Source organism: Cellulomonas sp. IC4_254 (assembly GCF_011603975.1).
Taxonomy (GTDB): domain Bacteria; phylum Actinomycetota; class Actinomycetes; order Actinomycetales; family Cellulomonadaceae; genus Cellulomonas.
The window spans coordinates 1-2,485 of the sequence record NZ_JAANNB010000317.1 but is presented as its reverse complement, the minus strand read 5'-3'; the positions used below and the strand labels follow the sequence as shown (position 1 = coordinate 2,485).

The 2,485-nt window shown below is 76.6% G+C and carries 2 protein-coding genes; both read left to right on the top strand.

All coding sequences use genetic code 11. The annotated features are described in order from the left end of the window. The first annotated feature begins 4 nt into the window (after positions 1–4). Positions 5–1,132, top strand: a complete 1,128-nt coding sequence (locus G6556_RS18310; protein ID WP_166944510.1) for an aminopeptidase P family protein — start codon at positions 5–7, stop codon at positions 1,130–1,132. A gap of 12 nt (positions 1,133–1,144) precedes the next feature. After that, positions 1,145–2,485, top strand: a 1,341-nt coding sequence (locus G6556_RS18305) for a dipeptidase (RefSeq protein WP_166944508.1), incomplete at its 3' end; no start/stop codon positions are given.

Here is a 2,485-nt window from a genome sequence, read left to right as displayed (position 1 = left end):
CCTCGTGACCAGCACCGCGCCCGCCCCGTTCACCCGCGACGACTACGCCGCGCGCATGGCCCGGGTGGTCGCCGACGCGGGCGCCGCCGGGCTCGACGGCGTGCTGGTCACGCCCGGCCCGGACCTGGTCTGGCTCACCGGGTACCGGCCGACGGCGATCACCGAGCGGCTGACGCTGCTCGCGCTCACCGCCGACCGGGAGCCGACCCTCGTCGTGCCGGCACTCGAGCGCCCGGACGCGGAGGGCGCCGCGGGGACAGCAGCGGCGGCGGTCGTCGACTGGTCCGACGGTGCCGACCCGTACGCGACCGCGAGCGCCCTGCTCCGCGACGGCGCGCGGTACGCCGTGTCCGACAGCGCGTGGGCGCTGCACCTGCTCGGGCTCCAGGCGGCGCTGCCGGGCACCGGGTTCCACGCCGTCACCGACCGGCTGCCGATGCTGCGCGCGGTCAAGGGCGACGACGAGCTCGCGCGCCTCGCAGCCGCCGGGGCCGCCGCGGACGCCACCTACGAGGAGATCGTGCGCGTGCCGTTCGCCGGCCGCCGGGAGACCGACGTCGCCGCCGACCTCGCCGACCTGCTGCGGCAGCACGGGCACGAGCAGGTCGACTTCACGGTCGTCGGCTCGGGGCCGAACGGGGCCGACCCGCACCACGAGGCCGGGTCGCGCGTGATCGAGGACGGCGACTGCGTGGTGCTCGACTTCGGCGGGCTGCTCGCGGGCTACGGCTCGGACACCAGCCGCACCGTCAGCGTCGGCGAGCCGTCCGCGGAGGTGCGCGAGGTGCACGAGCTGGTGCGGCTCGCGCAGCAGGCCGGCGTCGACGCGGTGCGGCCAGGGGTCGCCTGCCAGGAGGTCGACCGGGCCGCGCGCGCCGTCATCGCCGACGCCGGGTACGGGGAGCGGTTCATCCACCGCACCGGGCACGGCATCGGCGTCACGACGCACGAGCCGCCCTACATGGTGGAGGGCGAGGAGCTGCCGCTCGTGCCGGGCATGTGCTTCTCCGTCGAGCCCGGGGTCTACCTGCCGGGCCGGTTCGGGGTGCGGATCGAGGACATCGTGACCGTCACCGCCGACGGGGTGCGGCGGCTGAACACGACGACGCGCGAGCTGCGCGTCGTGGGCTGAGGGGAGCACGTCGTGGACCTGAGCGAACGGGTGGCCGAGCAGATGCCGCGCGTCCGGGAGGAGCTCGCCGCGCTGGTGGCGATCCCCTCGGTCGCCGACCCGCGGCAGTTCCCGCCCGAGGCGTGCGCTCAGGCGGCGCGGTGGGTGGCGGACGCGTTCCGCGACGTCGGGTTCGCCGACGTCGGGCTGCACCGCACGGCGGACGGCAGCGACGCCGTCGTCGGCTCCCGGCCCGCCGCGGACCCCGGCGCGCCGACCGTGCTGCTGTACGCGCACTACGACGTGCAGCCGCCGCTGGACGACGCCGCCTGGCGGACCCCGCCGTTCGAGCTCACCGAGGTGGACGGCCGCTGGTACGGCCGCGGCGCCGCGGACTGCAAGGGCAACATCCTGATGCACCTCGCAGCGCTCCGGGCGCTGGGCGACGAGGTGCCCGTCAACCTGCGGCTGGTCGTCGAGGGCTCGGAGGAGCAGGGCACCGGCGGGCTCGAGGACTTCGTGCCGAAGAACGCCGACCTGCTGCGCGCCGACGCGGTGCTCGTCTGCGACACCGGCAACGCCGCCGTCGGGGTGCCCGCGGTGACCGTCAGCCTGCGCGGCATGGTCAACGTCGTCGTCCGGGTCGACGCGCTGCCGACCGAGCTGCACTCGGGCATGTTCGGCGGGCCGGCGCCGGACGCGCTCGCGGCGCTGATCCAGGTGCTGGCGTCCCTGCGGTCCCCCGACGGCGACACCACCGTGCGCGGCCTCGACCACGCGCAGACCTGGACCGGCGCGCCCTACGACCCCGACACGTTCCGCGCCGACGCGCAGGTCCGCCCCGGCGAGGCGCTGCTCGGCTCCGGGACCGTCTCCGACATGCTCTGGGCCCGCCCCGCGCTGACCGTGCTCGGCATCGACTGCCCGCCGGTCGTCGGGTCGACCGCCGCGATCGTGCCCCGCGCCGCCGCCCGGCTCAACCTGCGCATCCCCCCGGGCACCGCGCCCGCCGACGCGCTGGCCGCGCTCACCGCGCACGTCACCGAGACGGCGCCGTGGGGCGTCGAGGTGGCGGTCGAGGTCGAGGCGACCGGGTCGCCGTTCCGCGCCGCCACCGACGGGCCCGCGTACGCGGCGATGCGGTCGGCGATGCGGGAGGCGTTCGGGCGGGACATGGTGCTGCTCGGGCAGGGCGGGTCGATCCCGCTGTGCACCGTGTTCGCGTCGACGTACCCGGACGCGGAGATCCTGCTGCTGGGGGTCGAGGAGCCGCAGGCGCTGATCCACGCGCCCAACGAGAGCGTCGACCCGGCGGAGATCGAGCGGCTGGCGACGGCGGAGGCGCTGTTCCTGAGCCGGTACGCCGGGCGGGGG